Source organism: Arthrobacter sp. M2012083 (assembly GCF_000281065.1).
GTDB lineage: Bacteria > Actinomycetota > Actinomycetes > Actinomycetales > Micrococcaceae > Arthrobacter.
In genome coordinates, this window is record NZ_AKKK01000039.1 from 89,157 (window position 1) to 103,642 (window position 14,486).

16 protein-coding genes are annotated in these 14,486 nt (G+C 63.2%); 12 read left to right on the forward strand and 4 right to left on the reverse strand.

What is annotated here, in order from left to right:
* Positions 1-42: 42 nt before the first annotated feature.
* Genes A477_RS0116385 through A477_RS0116440 form a run of 12 tightly spaced genes read left to right on the forward strand, consistent with a single transcriptional unit; the run spans position 43 to position 11,507 of the window.
* A complete protein-coding gene (locus A477_RS0116385) occupies positions 43-1,119 on the forward strand; it encodes an ABC transporter permease (RefSeq protein ID WP_017200021.1) in 1,077 nt (358 codons plus the stop codon).
* On the forward strand, positions 1,116-1,943 hold the full coding sequence (locus A477_RS22420; RefSeq protein ID WP_017200022.1) for an ATP-binding cassette domain-containing protein: 828 nt from the start codon (positions 1,116-1,118) through the stop codon (positions 1,941-1,943). Before A477_RS0116385 ends, A477_RS22420 begins: the two co-directional genes overlap by 4 nt.
* Entirely contained in the window at positions 1,940-2,836 is an 897-nt protein-coding gene (locus tag A477_RS0116395; protein ID WP_017200023.1) for an MBL fold metallo-hydrolase, read from the forward strand. Before A477_RS22420 ends, A477_RS0116395 begins: the two co-directional genes overlap by 4 nt.
* Before the next feature lies 1 nt (position 2,837).
* Entirely contained in the window at positions 2,838-3,479 is a 642-nt protein-coding gene (eda, locus tag A477_RS0116400; RefSeq protein ID WP_017200024.1) for a bifunctional 4-hydroxy-2-oxoglutarate aldolase/2-dehydro-3-deoxy-phosphogluconate aldolase, read from the forward strand.
* A 45-nt stretch (positions 3,480-3,524) separates the two neighbouring features.
* Positions 3,525-4,364, forward strand: coding sequence for an SDR family oxidoreductase (locus A477_RS0116405; RefSeq protein ID WP_017200025.1), 840 nt, complete (start codon positions 3,525-3,527; stop codon positions 4,362-4,364).
* Between the two features lie 6 nt (positions 4,365-4,370).
* A complete protein-coding gene (locus tag A477_RS0116410; protein ID WP_017200026.1) occupies positions 4,371-5,438 on the forward strand; it encodes a galactitol-1-phosphate 5-dehydrogenase in 1,068 nt (355 codons plus the stop codon).
* Positions 5,435-6,484 (forward strand): zinc-dependent dehydrogenase, encoded by a 1,050-nt coding sequence (locus A477_RS0116415; protein ID WP_017200027.1) that lies wholly within the window; start codon positions 5,435-5,437, stop codon positions 6,482-6,484. Before A477_RS0116410 ends, A477_RS0116415 begins: the two co-directional genes overlap by 4 nt.
* Before the next feature lie 40 nt (positions 6,485-6,524).
* The gene (gene glpK / locus A477_RS0116420) at positions 6,525-8,024 is read left to right on the forward strand and encodes a glycerol kinase GlpK (RefSeq protein WP_017200028.1); all 1,500 of its coding nucleotides are present in this window, start codon (positions 6,525-6,527) and stop codon (positions 8,022-8,024) included.
* Between the two features lie 36 nt (positions 8,025-8,060).
* Positions 8,061-9,020 (forward strand): shikimate dehydrogenase family protein, encoded by a 960-nt coding sequence (locus A477_RS0116425; RefSeq protein WP_017200029.1) that lies wholly within the window; start codon positions 8,061-8,063, stop codon positions 9,018-9,020.
* Entirely contained in the window at positions 9,017-9,622 is a 606-nt protein-coding gene (locus tag A477_RS0116430; RefSeq protein WP_017200030.1) for a glucose-6-phosphate isomerase, read from the forward strand. The genes A477_RS0116425 and A477_RS0116430 overlap by 4 nt, the downstream gene beginning before the upstream one ends.
* Positions 9,623-9,627: 5 nt before the next feature.
* Positions 9,628-10,584 carry a phosphoglycerate dehydrogenase gene (locus A477_RS0116435; protein ID WP_020372833.1) on the forward strand — a complete coding sequence of 319 codons (957 nt, stop codon included), beginning with the start codon at positions 9,628-9,630 and terminating at the stop codon, positions 10,582-10,584.
* Positions 10,585-10,601: 17 nt separating this feature from the next.
* Positions 10,602-11,507 (forward strand): MurR/RpiR family transcriptional regulator, encoded by a 906-nt coding sequence (locus A477_RS0116440; RefSeq protein WP_017200032.1) that lies wholly within the window; start codon positions 10,602-10,604, stop codon positions 11,505-11,507.
* Here the strand turns inward: A477_RS0116440 and A477_RS0116445 are convergent.
* The 4 genes from A477_RS0116445 to A477_RS0116460 all read right to left on the reverse strand — a co-directional run bounded on the left by A477_RS0116445 (position 11,504) and on the right by A477_RS0116460 (position 14,486).
* On the reverse strand, positions 11,504-12,229 hold the full coding sequence (locus A477_RS0116445; RefSeq protein ID WP_017200033.1) for an HAD family hydrolase: 726 nt from the start codon (positions 12,227-12,229) through the stop codon (positions 11,504-11,506). The genes A477_RS0116440 and A477_RS0116445 overlap by 4 nt on opposite strands.
* Entirely contained in the window at positions 12,226-12,657 is a 432-nt protein-coding gene (locus tag A477_RS0116450) for a heat shock protein transcriptional repressor HspR (protein ID WP_017200034.1), read from the reverse strand. Before A477_RS0116450 ends, A477_RS0116445 begins: the two co-directional genes overlap by 4 nt.
* Before the next feature lie 10 nt (positions 12,658-12,667).
* On the reverse strand, positions 12,668-13,648 hold the full coding sequence (locus A477_RS0116455; protein ID WP_017200035.1) for a DnaJ C-terminal domain-containing protein: 981 nt from the start codon (positions 13,646-13,648) through the stop codon (positions 12,668-12,670).
* Positions 13,649-13,826: 178 nt separating this feature from the next.
* A complete protein-coding gene (locus tag A477_RS0116460) occupies positions 13,827-14,486 on the reverse strand; it encodes a nucleotide exchange factor GrpE (protein ID WP_017200036.1) in 660 nt (219 codons plus the stop codon).

Sequence of the window (14,486 nt, forward strand, 5' to 3'; positions counted from 1 at the left end):
CGGCAGCCAACCACCCGTTCATTGAACAGCGAAGGTACAACAATGAATTCAGTATCCGCGACGCCCGGCCCCGCGCCGGCCAAGGCCCCGGACGCACCGACCCAACGCAAGGTGGGCGAGCGCCTTGACCAGCAACCGCCGGTCTCATTCCTGGGCCGGGTCCAGCGTCAAATGCACGCCCATCCCCTCCTGGGTCCAACCGCCGTCCTGATCCTTGCTTGCGTTGTCTTCACGGTCATGGTGGGCCCCCGGTTCGTAGACCCTCTCAACGTGTCATTGATCCTCCAGCAAGTCCAGATCATCGGCATGGTGGGCATTGCGCAGACGCTCATCATCCTGACGGCCGGCATCGATCTCTCCGTGGCCGCCGTGATGGTCTTCACCACCGTCATTTCCGGCAAGCTGGCCGCCGAAGCCGGGCTTCCCGCCGTCGTCGCACTTGTGATTGCCTTGGCGACGGGCGCAGCCTGCGGCTTCCTCAACGGCCTCCTGGTGACGCGGTTCCGCGTGCCGCCATTCATCGCAACGCTGGGAACCCTGAGCATCTTCACGGCGCTGAACCTGCTGGCCTCAGGCAGCCAAACCATCAAGGCCAATGTGCTCCCGGACCTGCTCCTCTGGCCCGGTGAAACCTTCCGGATCCTCGGAGCGCCGGTCACCTATGGGTCCGTCCTGGTCCTTCTGAGCTTCGTCGCCGTAGCCTTCATCCTCAAGCGCACCGCGTGGGGAGAACACATCTACGCGGTAGGCGACAACGCCGAAGGCGCCCGGCTCAGCGGCATCCGGACAACCCGCGTCCTGCTCAGCGTGTACATCGTGGCGGGCATCATCTGTGCCATTGCCGGCTGGCTGCTGATCGGCCGCGTCGGTTCCGTGAGCCCGTTCTCCGGCGAAGGCGTCAACCTCGCCAGCATCACAGCAGTAGTCATCGGAGGGACCAGCCTCTTCGGCGGCCGCGGAAACGTCCTTGGCACCCTCTTAGGGGCCCTCATCATCGGAGTCTTCAGCAACGGCCTGACACTGGCCGGCGTCGATGTTCTCTGGCAGGTATTCACCACAGGCGTACTGGTCATCGTCGCAGTCGGTTTGGACCAGTGGACCCGAAAGGTCGCGGGATGACCACCAACCCAACCCCAACCATGCAGCCCATCCTCCAGGCACGCAACCTCGTAAAGCGCTACGGACACGTCACGGCACTGGCCGGCGCGGACCTCACGCTCTATCCCGGCGAAGTCCTGGCAGTCATCGGGGATAACGGTGCCGGCAAGTCTTCCCTCATCAAGGCACTGTCAGGAGCACTGATCCCCGACGAGGGCGAGATCAAGGTCGACGGCAAAACGCAAAAGTTCCGCTCTCCCCTGGACGCCCGGTCCGCCGGCATTGAAACCGTATACCAGCACTTGGCCTTGGCACCGGCCCGTGACATTGCGGCCAACCTCTTCCTGGGCCGTGAACTCCGGAAACCCGGCCCGCTGGGCTGGGGGCTGCGGATGCTGGACCACAAGACCATGCGCAAGGAAACTGCCCGGATCATGGGAGATCTCGGCCTGCTGACCATCCAGAACATCGGTCAGGCCGTAGAAACACTTTCCGGCGGCCAGCGCCAAGGTGTGGCAGTGGCCCGGGCGGCAGCGTTCGGCAGCCGGGTCATCATCATGGATGAACCCACGGCAGCACTGGGCGTCAAGGAATCGGGCAAGGTTTTGGACCTGATCGCCGGCATCCGTGACCGCGGCGTCCCCGTCATCCTGATCAGCCACGACATGCCTCATGTTTTCGAGGTGGCGGACAGGATCCACGTCCAGCGCCTCGGCCGCCGCATCGCCTGCGTACAGAAAACAGACATCTCCATGAACGACGCCGTATCCCTCATGACAGGCGCGCAGACACCGCCAGTCGGTCACGACCCCGAGGCACTTCCAGCCCGACTGGCAGTCCGATGAGCGCTGCGGTAACCGTTCGCAACGACGGCGGTCCCGACGTCGGGCATCTCACCCGGGCAGCGGACAACGACGGCGGCCTCCGCTTCTGGTGGCTGGGGCAGGCGGGCTTCGCCTTCGAGCATGCCGGACGGCGCGTTCTGGTGGATCCCTACCTCTCGGACAGCCTTGCCCGGAAGTACGCAGGAAAGGTGTTTCCGCACACCCGGCTTCATCCGGTGCCGGTGGACCCTGCCGCGGTGCTTGGCGTTGAGGCTGTGCTGCACAGCCACGCACACACCGATCACCTGGACCCGGACACCGTTGAAGGATTGCTGCAGAACAACAGCCCTTTGTTCGTGGCACCGAGGGCACGGCGTGATGTAGCCCTCCAGAGGAACATTCCGGCGGACCGGCTGCGGGCCGTAACCGCCGGCGATCGCGTTGAACTCGGCGACGGCATGTCCGTTACTGCCGTTCCGGCTGCGCACGAGGACCTCGAATTCGATGCCAACGGCGACTCCGTTTTCCTTGGCTACATCCTGGAAATCGCCGGCATCCGGATGTACCACTCCGGCGACTGCGTACCGTATGGGGGCCAGGTCGAACTGCTGCGGAACCACCACGTGGACTTGGCCTTGCTGCCCATCAACGGGCGGGACAGCCGCAGGCTGCAGAACGGCGTCCCCGGCAACATGACGGTTCGCGAAGCAGCGGCGCTCTGCCAGGAAGCGGCGATTCCCGCCGTCGTTGGCCACCATTTTGGGTTGTTCGACTTCAACACGGTGCCCCGCGAAGACGCCGCCCGCGAACTTGGCGAGGTGGCCGGTGACCTGCAATGGACCCTTCCTGAAGTGGGCAGGTGCTACTCCGTTGAGCCGGCCCGCGAACCGGCAGAACAGCTGAAAGGACGCTGACATGACCCCGGAAAATACTTTGCGGCAGCTGCGGATTGTTCCCGTGATCGAAATCGCCGACGCCGCCGATGCCGTCCCCCTGGGACAAACGTTGGTGGAGGCCGGACTGCCCGTAGCTGAAGTGACGTTACGGACACCGGCAGCCGCCGAGGCCATCGCACGAATGGTGCGCGAGGTCCCCGGCCTGCTGGTGGGCGCCGGAACCGTCCTTTCAGTGACGGACGTGGACGCAGCCGCCGACGCCGGTGCGCACTTCCTAGTCTCGCCCGGCCTGAATCCTGCCGTGGTGGCGAGCGCCCGCAGCGCGGGTGTACCGATCATCCCGGGCGTCACCTCTCCCACCGAAATTGAGGCAGCCCGGTCGCTTGGCCTCCGCCTGCTGAAGCTCTTCCCCGCCGAAGCGGTGGGCGGGCTTCCCCTAGTGAAAGCCTTCGCGGCCCCCTACCCGGATGTTGAGTTCATGCCCACCGGCGGAATCACGGCGTCCTCTTTGGAGTCCTGGCTGCAGGCGCCCAACGTGGTGGCCTGCGGGGGTTCCTGGATCGCCACCAAAGCGGACATCGCCGAACGGCGCTGGGATGACATCCGCACCAAAGCCAGCCAGGCCGTTCGCCTGGCATCCCCTTCCGTGGCGTCCGTGTGACCGCCACAGACCCCATCAAAACCACCTAATACAAGGAGAACCACAATGAGTGAAACATACGTCCCCCAGAACGGCGTCGCCTTGGCCGGCAAGGTCGCCATCATCAGCGGCGCTGCCTCCGGCATCGGCGAGGCCGTGGCCCGCATCTTCGCCGCCAACGAAAGCAAAGTCCTGTTGGTTGACATCGACGAGGAGCGCCTGGACAAGGTCACTGCCAGCATCCGCGGGTATGGCCGCGGAGACGTCCATTCGATCCTTGCCGACGTCACCGACGAACAGTCCGTGATCGATCTCTTCGCCTGGGCCAAGACCAACTGGGGCAGTGTCGATCTGCTGGTGAACAGTGCCGGCCGCGACTCCCTGGCCCCGCCGGTCACGGACGTCACCTTGGACGAGTGGAACAAGACCCTGAACCCCAATCTGACCGCAGTGTTCCTCATGTGCCGCGAAGCCTTCCGCATCATGGAGAAGCAGGAAAACGGTGGCCGCATCATCAACATGGGCTCATCGTCCGCCCGTGTCGCCTCCGGCCCCGGCCACAGCCCATACCGCGCTTCCAAGCACGGCCTCATGGGCTTCAGCAAGAACATCCTGCTTGAAGGCAAGGACAAGAAGATCGGCGTCACTGTCATCAACCCGTCCCACGTCAAGACCCCGATGACCGAAATCATCGACAAGGGCCTTTACGACGGCGACGTCCCGGCCTACATCGACGGCTGGCTGGACAAGAAGGAAATCGAAGAAGGCATACACGCCAGCTGCATCGAGGTGGACAACGTCGCAGAGATCACCCTCTACGTGGCCACCCGCACGCCGGATGTCACCATTCCGCAGATCGCCCTGTACCCCACCCACAAGGCACACCGTTACGGCATGGAGGTCTAACCTGCCATGAAGGCTGCCATTCTCAATGGACTCAATGACCTGGAGTACCAGGACATCCCTGAGCCCGAGCCTGTAGGCGAGGACCCTGTACTGGTGCGGGTCGGCGCCGTCGGGGTCTGCGGTTCCGACGTACTCCGCTACGGCCACGGCAAGGCGTACCACTACCCCCTTGTCCTCGGCCATGAATTCTCCGCAATCGTGGAAGAGGTGCCGGCGGGCACCGGACTCAAACCAGGCGACCGCGCCGCAGTGTTCCCCCTGTTGCACCAGCATGGGGACCCGATGTCCGAAATTGGCGAACACGCCTTGGGGACGGGGTACGACTACTTCGGCTCCCGCCGCCACGGCGCAATGTCCGAGCGTATGTGGGTGCCCGCCAAGAGCATCTTCAAAGTCCCGGACCACACTCCACTGGCACATGCAGCGATGGTGGAACCGGCAGGCGTAGCCCTGCACGCCATGCTGAAGCTGGACATTCCCACCCACGCCACGGCCTTGGTCATCGGCGCAGGTCCCATCGGCGCCCTGGCCGCGCAGTGGCTGCGGATCCTGGGATGTTCGCGCGTGTTCGTTACTGACATCGACGATCGGAAACTGGCGATCATGTCCGGTCTGGGTTTCGAAACGCTGGATGCCAAGACCGGCAACACGGCCGATCTTGCCCGGACCGCCACCGACGGTTGGGGACCACAGATCACTGTGGAAGCCACCGGCAACCCCAAGGCGTTGGTGCAGGCCATCGACGCAGCATCCGTCCAAGGCCAGGTTGTCCTGCTGGGCGATCTCAGCGGCGACCTTCACTTGGCCAAGGCTGAAGTTTCCTCGCTCCTGCGCAGGGAACTGCGACTCTACGGGACATGGAATGCCAAAGTGACCCCCAAGGGCCACAGCGAATGGGACATGGTCATAGCCCACTTGGGCAAGGACCTGAAAGTGGAAGAGCTGATCAGCCACGTCCGCCCCTTGGAAGAGGCTCCTGGACTGTTCCGCCAGCTGACGGACCGCTCCATTTGGTACAACAAGGTCCTGTTCGCCGTCTCCGAAGAAGCTCAGGAGGAGGTGCGTTCCCTGTGAAGGCTGCAAGGCTCCACTCCGCCGGCACCATCACTGTTGACGAGGTGGCGCGACCTGTCGCGGGCCCGGGCGACCTTGTCATCAAGGTCCGTGCAGCCTCCATTTGCGGCACGGACCGCCGGATTGCCGCCAACGGCCACTTCAAGCTCCCGGAGGGAACACCCCGCGTCCTCGGTCATGAGTTTGCCGGAGACATCGTTGAGGCCGGGGACGAAGTGTCCGGATACTCGGTGGGCGACAGGGTCAGCGTCACCCCGAACGTAGGTTGCGGACGCTGCGAAAGTTGCTTGCTGGGGCTGAACAACATGTGCCCCTCCTACGAAGCTTTCGGCATCACTTTGGACGGCGGCTTTCAGGAGTACGTCCTTATTCCCCGGTTCGCCATTGAACGAGGCAACGTGTTCCATCTCCCGGACTCCGTGGACTACGCCGAAGCCGCCTTGGTTGAGCCGTTGTCCTGCTGCTACAACGCCATCAGCAAACTCGACGTTGGCCCTGAGACAACTGTCTTGGTGATGGGTGCCGGGCCGATCGGGGCCTGCCACGTGATGCTGTCCAAGCTCTTCGGCGCGGCCAAGGTTATTGTCTCCAACAATCGGCAGGCCCGGTTGGATTTCGCCGGTTCTGTGGGGGCTGATGTCCTGGTGAACCTCGGCGAACGCGAGCTGGCATCCGTGGTTGCAGAGGAAACCAACAGCCGGGGCGTGGACGTCGCACTGACATGCGTGTCCAAGCCGGAGGTGCAGGCCGAGGCCGTGGACCTACTGGCCATGCACGGGCGGGTGAACTTCTTTGCGGGGTTGGGGAAGGCCCAACGGATCCCTGTTGATACCAACCGGGTCCACTATCAAGGCCTCACCCTGACCGGAACAACCGGGTCCAGCAACTCCGACTACGCAGCCTCCCTGCGCCTGGTTGGACAGGGTCGGTTGAGCCTCTCGCCACTGATCACCGAGACCTTCACACTGGATGACATCGAGAAGGCCATGGACTATGCAGGATCGGGCGCTGGGATGAAGGCCATGATCCTTTTCGACTCGAAGTAATGCGGCCTCAGGGCTCTGCGGATACAGAAATGGACATCTGATGACGAAGAAGTACATCATGGCACTCGATGCCGGAACCACCGGGATCAGGTCCATCCTCTACAGCCGGGATCTGGAAATTGTTGGCGAAGCGAGCCAGGAATTTACGCAGATCTACCCCAAGCCGGGCTGGGTGGAACACGATCCCATTGAGATCTGGAATACGCAGCTCGCTGTCGCCCGACGAGCCACAGAGGCTGCGGGAATAGATCCCTCGGACATCAGCGCGATCGGGGTCACCAACCAACGTGAAACCACCGTCGTCTGGGACCGGAACACGGGCAAGCCCATCATGAACGCCATCGTGTGGCAGGACCGGCGTACTGCTGGTCTGTGCGACGAGCTAAAAGACAAAGGCTTCGAAGAGCATGTCCGCATCACCACAGGCTTGGTGGTGGATGCCTACTTCTCCGGAACCAAGATCGCCTGGATCCTGGACAACGTTCCCGGTGCACGGGCCCGTGCCGAGGCCGGAGAGCTGTGCTTCGGCACGGTGGACAGCTGGCTGATCTGGAACCTGACCGGCGGCAAGGCCCACGTCACTGATTACTCCAACGCCGCGCGGACCATGCTCTTCAACATCAACACCCTGGACTGGGATGACAAGTTGCTTAATGAGCTGGGTATTCCGCGGGCATTGCTGCCCCAGGTCCGTCCCAGCAGCGAAGTCTACGGACACACCTGCGATGCCATCTTTGCCGGCGCCCGCATCCCCGTGGCTTCGGCCGTCGGTGACCAGCAAGCTGCATTGTTCGGGCAGGCGTGCTTTGACCGCGGCATGGTCAAGGCGACCTACGGAACAGGGGCCAGCCTGGTCATGCACACAGGCGGGGCCCCGGTCAGCTCAAAGAGCGGGATGCTCACCACCATTGCGTGGGGGTTGAACGGGAAGGTTGAGTACGCCCTTGAAGGCCTCATCTTTGTGGCTGCCGCTTCCATCCAGTGGCTGCGGGACGAACTTCGCGTGATCTACGACTCCGCAGACAGCGAGTATGCGGCCATCCATGTGGAGGACTCGGGCGGCGTGTACGTAGTACCCGCTTTCACCGGGCTGGCTGCACCCTACTGGGACCCGTACGCCCGTGGAGCAATCCTCGGACTGACCCGCGGTTCAAGCAGGAACCACATTATCCGGGCAACTCTGGAGTCCATCGCTTTCCAGATCAAGGACGTCATCAACTGCATGGAAACGGATGCAGGGATCCCGGTTTCCGAAATCCGGGTGGACGGCGGGGCCGTCCGCAACAACTTCCTCATGCAGTTCCAGGCCGACATGCTGAACGTCCGCGTTCTGCGTCCCCGGCAGGTGGAGTCCACGGCACGCGGGGCAGCCCTCCTGGCCGGACTGGCCTGCGGAATGTGGAGCAGCCAGGACCAGCTCCGCGAGACCTTTGCGCTGGACCGGGAATTCGTTCCAGACATGGCCGACGAGAAACGCAAGAACCTGTACGCCGGCTGGCAACGGGCCGTGGCCCGGGCTTCCGATTGGGAAGAGCACTAGACCATTCATTCACAGCACATCAAGGAGAGCACCACTATGTTGATGCCCGCCACTGAGCCCACTATGTACTTCGTTGGGGTCACCACCAAGCAATCGTCCATCATACGGGTGTTCCCGGCCTGGGCCGAGGAACTGGGACTGTCCGCTGTCCTGAAAGGCATCGATCTTCCCCCCGGAGCTCCGGAGGCCGATTACCGGGACGTTGTCCGTTTCATCAAAGAAGACCCTCTGTCGCTTGGAGCGCTGGTGACCACCCACAAGCTGGACATCGTCAGCGCCGCCCGGGAAGACTTCGACGGTTTCGGCGATGACGCGCAGGTGCTGCACGAGATCAGCAGCATTTCCAAGAAAGACGGTCAGCTGTGGGGAAACGCCATGGACGCCGTCACCAGCGGACTGTCATTGGAAGCAATCGTCCCTGACGGCTATTGGAACGAGTCCGAAGCCGAACTGATCCTGTTGGGCGCGGGCGGTTCGTCCCTGGCCCTGACGTACTACCTGCACAAACGCGCCTCCGCAGGTTTTCCTGTCCCCCGCAAGATCACCGTGACCAATCGTCGGATCAGCCGATTGGAGGAGATGCAGGCCATGCACGCAGGCCTGGGCAGCACGCTCCCCATCTCTTACGTCCAGGTGGCCGACGCGGCGGAGAACGACGCTGTGGTTTCGGCCGCTGCACCTGGCACAGTGATCATCAACGCCACCGGCTTGGGCAAAGACCGCCCGGGATCACCGCTCACGGACAATGTGGTCTTCCCTCAGGACGCCATCGCCTGGGACTTCAACTACCGGGGCGAACTCGTGTTCCTGGACCAAGCGCGGGCGCAACAATCCAGCCTGAACGTCCGCGTTGAAGACGGCTGGGTCTACTTCCTCCACGGATGGACCCGCGTGATCGCCGACGTCTTCGGCATCGACATTCCTACCCGCGGACCGGCATTCGAGCGCCTGTCCGACATCGCACTGAACGTTTCCAAGAAGGAGATTTCCAAATGAACACCACCACAGAAACCACAACTGCTGAAACCACCGTGCAGGCAGTACTGACCGACTTTGACGTCAAGACCGGGCTGTCCACCACCAAGGTTCCGCTGCAGCGCCGGCTCTCCGCGATGGCGGACATGTACGCCGACCAGGAGGCCGCTGCCGCTCAGGTGGCCAAGGACGACGTCCTTGTTTATGAGTTCTTCGACATGGGCGTCCCCTCCACTCCCGGCGACGTGGCTTACGGGACCAGCATCACCTACCCCGGCAAGGTGGGCGACGAGTACTACATGACCAAGGGTCACTTCCACGAGGTCCTGGATACCGCGGAGATCTACTACTGTTTGAGCGGCAACGGCTACATGCTGATGGAAAACCCGGAAGGTGATTGGCAGGCCGCGGAGTTCAAGCCGGGACAGGCTGTCTACGTTCCGCGCCGCTACGCGCACCGCAGTATCAATATTTCCGCCACCGAACCGCTGGTAACCTTCTTCGCCTTCCCGGGACACGCCGGCCACGACTACGGAACCATCGAAACCAAGGGCTTCCGGAAGCTGTGCGTCGAGCGTGACGGCAAGCCCGAATTCATCGACAACCCCCGTTGGCAGGCCTGATTGCCATGTCACCGAACGTTACGCACGACGGCGGTCCCCGCCGGATTGCGGTAACCCCCCGTTCCATTTCCGCCGAGGGGCACCCCGCATTGCGCCAGCTCGAGAAGGCAGGTTACGACGTCGTCTATCCCGCCCCTGGCGCCGTTCCCGACGAAAACCAGCTGCGCAACGCCTTGCAGGGCTGTGTGGGCTACATCGCCGGAACGGAACGGCTGACTGGTTCCTTCCTGTCCGGGTTTCCGGAGCTCAAAGCGATCTCCCGCAACGGCGTGGGCGTTGATTCAATCGATGTCGAGGCCGCAAAGCTTCAGGGCATCAGTGTCCTGACCGCTCCCGGGGCGAACTCCCAAGGCGTTGCGGAGTTGACCATTGCCTTGCTGCTTTCTGCCATGCGCGGCATCCCTTGGCACGACGTGCAGCTCAAGGCGGGCACTTGGGCGCGCCGGGCAGGGCGGGAAGTGTCCGGGCAAACCCTGGGACTGCTGGGTTGCGGCCAGATCGGTCGCCGCGTTGCCACCATGGCCCTGGGTCTTGGCATGGAAGTCATCGCCTTCGATGCCTATCCGATGGACTCGTTCCGTCCGTCCGATGACTTCACGTGGGGTTCGCTTGAGGAAGTGCTGCGGTCCGCCGATGTGGTCTCCCTCCACATGCCGCCATCGGCGGAGCCAGTGATCAGGGCAGGGACTATTCGCCTGATGAAACCCGGAGCGGGCATCATCAACACCGCCCGGGCCTCCCTGGTGGACGATGGTTCAGTCCTGGCTGCGCTGGAGTCCGGACAGTTGGGATTCCTGGCCACCGACGTTTTCGACCCCGAACCGCCCGGACGGACGCCCTTGGTGGAGCATCCGAACGTCATCGCGACCCCACACATCGGTGGATACACTGGGGAAAGCGTTGACCGGGCCACATGGGCTGCCGTGGACAACCTGCTTCAGGCCCTGGGCAACCAGCACTAGACCGGAAAGATTGCTACATGACGGAGACCTTTACCGACGGCGGACTGCTGCAACGAATTTCGGCGCGGCTGCCTTACCTTCCGCCGTCGCTCCGTCTTGTAGCCGAAGCCGTGCTGAAATCGCCTGAACGCGCGCAGAGCATGACCATCACCGAATTGGCCTTGGCCGCAGGTGTTGGGGAATCGACGGTTTCACGTTTCGTGCGCGAGCTTGGCGTGGACGGATACAAGTCCCTGCTGCTTGGCCTGGCCGAAGCTACCTTCATTTCCAAAGCTGCCACTCAGGAGCAGTCCTCGGCGGCGGACGTTGTCTACGAGGGCGTCAACCGGGGGGACTCCCCCGAAGACATAGTAGGCAAGGTTGAACGCAGCAGCATTCAGTCGCTTCGACGCACCGGACAACGCCAGGATATTGACGCCATCCAGCGCGCGGTAGACATGATCGACGCCGCCAACACCTTGGTGTTCTGCTGCATGGGATCCTCAAGCATCGCCGCGGAAGAGGCGGTCATGCGCTTTACCCGGGCAGGCAAGAAATGCATGCTCTACCGCGACACCACCATCCAGGTCATGCTGGCCACCATCCTCGCCCCGGGTGATCTCCTGATCGGCATCAGCGATTCAGGGCAAAGCACACCCATCATCGAGGCCCTCCACCTCGCCCAGCAGCGCGGCGCTGCCACCCTGGCCATCACCGGCTCAGAGGGCTCGCCCCTGCTGGAGCACGCCGACACTGCTTTGTTCACGGCCACCGTCCCCAGCGGTGGTGAACTCTACGGTGAATCAGTCACCAGCAAATGGGGCCAACTCCTGGTCATCGACATCCTCTACGCCGCCTACGCAACCAGGCACTACGACGCCACCGTCAAGAACCTCAAGGAGACATACCAGAGCAGCATCCGGCAATCACGGCGAAGCTCCTAGGCTTCCCCGGCCCACGTCCAAGCCGCCACCCACGCGCGTAACTCCGCTGATTCCAACGAGTCACAGAAGGCGTGGGCGAGCGGCTTTTGGCTTGCTGCCTGCGGGACCGCGATGACTTTCATGCCGGCCGCCACCGCCGCCTTGGCACCAGCTTCTGAATCTTCGAAGGCCAGGCACTCCGCTGCAGGAACACCCACGGCTTCGGCAGCCGCAATATAGACGTCAGGGGCCGGCTTTGGCAGTGCAACTTCCTCGGCTGAAACCGTGGCAGCCAAGTGCTGGCTGAAAGTGGACTGAGCCATGGCAACGTCAAGGATGCGTCGTGCCGAATTACTGGCCACAGCCAACGGCACCTTGGCTGCCATGGCCTCCACGAGTCCGTGTGCCCCGGGCATGGGCTTCCCGGACTCCCTGATAAGGACCTCATTGACATCCAACAACTGCTTGATCACATCAGCCGCTTGCTTTCCGGCGCGTTCCGCCATCAGGGGGCCGATGCGGCTGGCCGGGAGGCCCACCAACCGATGCCGGAGGCCCTGGTCCAAGGCAATGCCGAGTTGTGCACAGACTATTTCCTGCGTCTGCGTCCATAGGGACTCGGTGTCCATCAGAAGTCCGTCACAGTCGAACACCACAGCCTGGGGACGCCAGGAGCCAAAGGTGTCCTGAAACGTGGAAGAAAGCTCACCGGGTAGGGCAAGTTGCGGCACAACAGCACTCACCGCTGCTTATCCCCCGGTCGCGGCCGCCACACCACAACTGCTTGGGACCTTGCCCGGGGCCGTTGACCGCGGGCGAGGCTGACCACGTCGCCTGCTGCTCCCGCAGCGAAAATCCGGGCGTCCAGTGGTGAGCGGCGACGGGACAGTTCTTCCTGCAGTTCCGTCACCCTGTACTGCAACGCGGCCACCTGGTTTTCGAGATCGAGGATGCGTTTGATGCCCTCAAGAGAGACGCCGGACTGCGAGAGGCGCTGGACCTCCCGCAGTTTGTTGACGTCGTTCTGCGAATAGCGGCGGGACTTGCCGGGCGCCCGACTGGGCGAGACGATGCCCAGGCGGTCATACTGGCGCAACGTCTGCGGATGCATGTCGGCAAGCTCCGCAGCCACGGAGATGACAAAGATCGGCTGGTTGACGTCGATAGCCATGACCGCCTCCTTACAACCGGGCCTTTGCGGCCAGGTCTTGACGCGGGTTGGCGTCGGTGGTGGCGGCAGCGAACGCCTTCACAGCTTCTTCCGCTTCCTTGTTCAGGTTTTGGGGAACCGCGACGTCGATGGTCACCAGCAGGTCGCCGGTCGCCTTGGACGTTTTCACACCACGGCCTTTGACCCGGAGAGTCCGGCCCGAGGGTGTCCCAGCGGGGACGCGAACCTTGACGGTGTCGCCGTCGAGCGTTGGCACTTCGATGGTGGCGCCCAGCGCCGCTTCCGCGAACGTGACGGGCACGTGGATGCGGATGTTGTCGCCGTCGCGCTGGAAGAAGTCGTGGGGCTTGACGCTCACCGTGATGATGAGGTCGCCATTGCCGGCCGGGCCAACGTTGCCCTTGCCGCGCTGACGGACTTTCTGCCCGTCCTTGATGCCGGCGGGAATCTTGACGTCGATCACGTTGCCATTGCTTTCACGCAGGCTGACCGTAGTCCCCTTTATGGAGCCGGCAAACGAAATGGACGTGGTGGCCGTACGATCCGAGCCCTTTTGCGGTGCGCGCTGGAACCCGGTCTGGCCGGCTCCGCCGAAGCCACCTCCAAACAGGTCAGCGAACTCCGGAGGAATGCCGCCGCCTGCAGGTTGACGAGCACCCGGCCCGCCCCCAAACAGACCACCAAAGAGGTCCTCAAACCCACCATTGGCCCCGGCGCCACCCCGCCCGGCCCCGGCACCCGGAGCAAACCGGGCACCACCCATAGCGCGGATGGCATCGTACTGCTGCCGATCCTCAGGACTCGACAACACCGAGTAAGCCTCGGAAATGTCCTTGAACTTCTTCTCCGCAGCAGCATCCCCGGAGTTCGTATCAGGGTGATGCTCCCGCGCTAGCTTGCGGTAAGCCTTCTTGATATCCGCGTCGGACGCGTCCTTGGCGATACCAAGGATCGCGTAAAAATCCTTTTCAACCCAGTCCTGGCTGGCCAAGAGCGTTTCCTTTCAATCAAAACTAAAGCGTTACGGCGAGATTACCGCCGAGCCGGAGCGGATGAGGGGGCCCGGGAGTGGCATCGGGCCTACCGGAGCCGGGTGGCTTTGGATCGAAGATCCCAAGCCACCCGGCGTAGGGGCGGGGCCCCCTCATCCGCGCAGGCGTGGTGAGTGGTTACGCCGGAACCGCGACGATGACCTGGGCTGCACGCAGGACACGCTCGCCGGAGCGGTATCCGGAGCGCAGCACCTGGCTGACCGTGTCAACCTCGATGTCTTCGCCGGGCTGCTGGATGAGTGCCTCGTGGATGGTGGGGTCGAATTCGACTCCGGTGTCCGCGATGCGTTCCAGTCCGTACGTCTTCAGCGCGCTCTCCAGCTTGGTGGCGATGGCGGCGAAGGGGCCGCCTTCGAGGTCACCGTGCTGGCGGGCAGCATCGACGTCGTCCAGCACCGGGAGCAGTGAGTTGAGGACGCCGATGACGGCCATCTCTCCTGCTACGGCGCGGTCCCGTTCGACACGCTTGCGGTAGTTGACGTACTCAGCCTGAAGGCGGAGGAGGTCGTTGCGGAGCTCCGCTGCCTGGGCTTCGGCCGCGGCACCGGAGGCTACCGATTCCTCGGCCGGCACCTCTACCCCGTTGAGGATTTCCTCAGCCTGGGAAAGAGCGTCACCGTCCGTGGGGGCGGCATTGCCTTCGGTGGGAGCTGCAGCTTCGCTATCGGGGTGACGGGCTGCCCCGGTCTCCGGGTCAACCTTGCGGTTGTCCCGGATTACCGGCTTGCGCGGCTCGTTGCCTTCTGAATGCTCTGCTTCGTTGCCGTGGTGAGGCAT

Excerpts from the sequence above, each read along its gene's own strand:
- eda (WP_017200024.1), top strand. The coding sequence starts at position 2,838 with ATGACCCCGGAAAATACTTTGCGGCAGCTGCGGATTGTTCCCGTGATC.
- A477_RS0116385 (WP_017200021.1), top strand. The coding sequence starts at position 43 with ATGAATTCAGTATCCGCGACGCCCGGCCCCGCGCCGGCCAAGGCCCCG.
- A477_RS22420 (WP_017200022.1), top strand. The coding sequence starts at position 1,116 with ATGACCACCAACCCAACCCCAACCATGCAGCCCATCCTCCAGGCACGC.
- A477_RS0116460 (WP_017200036.1), bottom strand. The coding sequence starts at position 14,486 with ATGCCTCACCACGGCAACGAAGCAGAGCATTCAGAAGGCAACGAGCCG.
- A477_RS0116425 (WP_017200029.1), top strand. The coding sequence starts at position 8,061 with ATGTTGATGCCCGCCACTGAGCCCACTATGTACTTCGTTGGGGTCACC.
- glpK (WP_017200028.1), top strand. The coding sequence starts at position 6,525 with ATGACGAAGAAGTACATCATGGCACTCGATGCCGGAACCACCGGGATC.
- A477_RS0116435 (WP_020372833.1), top strand. The coding sequence starts at position 9,628 with ATGTCACCGAACGTTACGCACGACGGCGGTCCCCGCCGGATTGCGGTA.
- A477_RS0116430 (WP_017200030.1), top strand. The coding sequence starts at position 9,017 with ATGAACACCACCACAGAAACCACAACTGCTGAAACCACCGTGCAGGCA.
- A477_RS0116440 (WP_017200032.1), top strand. The coding sequence starts at position 10,602 with ATGACGGAGACCTTTACCGACGGCGGACTGCTGCAACGAATTTCGGCG.
- A477_RS0116450 (WP_017200034.1), bottom strand. The coding sequence starts at position 12,657 with ATGGCTATCGACGTCAACCAGCCGATCTTTGTCATCTCCGTGGCTGCG.
- A477_RS0116395 (WP_017200023.1), top strand. The coding sequence starts at position 1,940 with ATGAGCGCTGCGGTAACCGTTCGCAACGACGGCGGTCCCGACGTCGGG.
- A477_RS0116410 (WP_017200026.1), top strand. The coding sequence starts at position 4,371 with ATGAAGGCTGCCATTCTCAATGGACTCAATGACCTGGAGTACCAGGAC.
- A477_RS0116405 (WP_017200025.1), top strand. The coding sequence starts at position 3,525 with ATGAGTGAAACATACGTCCCCCAGAACGGCGTCGCCTTGGCCGGCAAG.